Annotated in this window: 1 protein-coding gene; it reads left to right on the top strand. The window is 59.6% G+C overall.

Annotation, left to right across the window (positions count from 1 at the left end; genetic code table 11):
• The coding region (locus tag BN1128_RS25960; protein WP_042871941.1) for a hypothetical protein at positions 1–297 on the top strand (297 nt) is incomplete at its 5' end.
• Between the last annotated feature and the right edge of the window lie 27 nt (positions 298–324).

The raw sequence follows: 324 nt of genomic DNA, 5'->3' as shown, positions 1-324 counted from the left end.
GCCATCAACCTGGGGGTGACCAACGGGGTGAAGCGGGTGTCCGTGCTCAGCAATGGCAAGGTGGTCGCGAGCGGCATGGTGCAGATGCCCCATGTGATGCAGGATGGTGACCTCAAACCGCTACGAGACTCGACCCCTGTCATTGCTGCTGTGCCAGCGGGGCAGTACGACATCCTGGTGAGCGACTTCTATAACATGAGCTATCTGAAGGCGAACGCTACCTACAATGATGCCGGTGGGCAGGGCGGAGCGGTCAACCTGATCGATCTGGCCAGCATTACAGTCTCGGTTCGTTAAGTCGCAGTAGCAGAGCAGCCCCAGGCC

This window comes from Aeromonas piscicola (genome assembly GCF_000820005.1).
GTDB classification, from domain to species: Bacteria; Pseudomonadota; Gammaproteobacteria; order Enterobacterales; family Aeromonadaceae; genus Aeromonas; species Aeromonas piscicola.
Note: the sequence above shows the minus strand (reverse complement) of the source record. Positions and strands in the feature narration are given on the sequence as shown.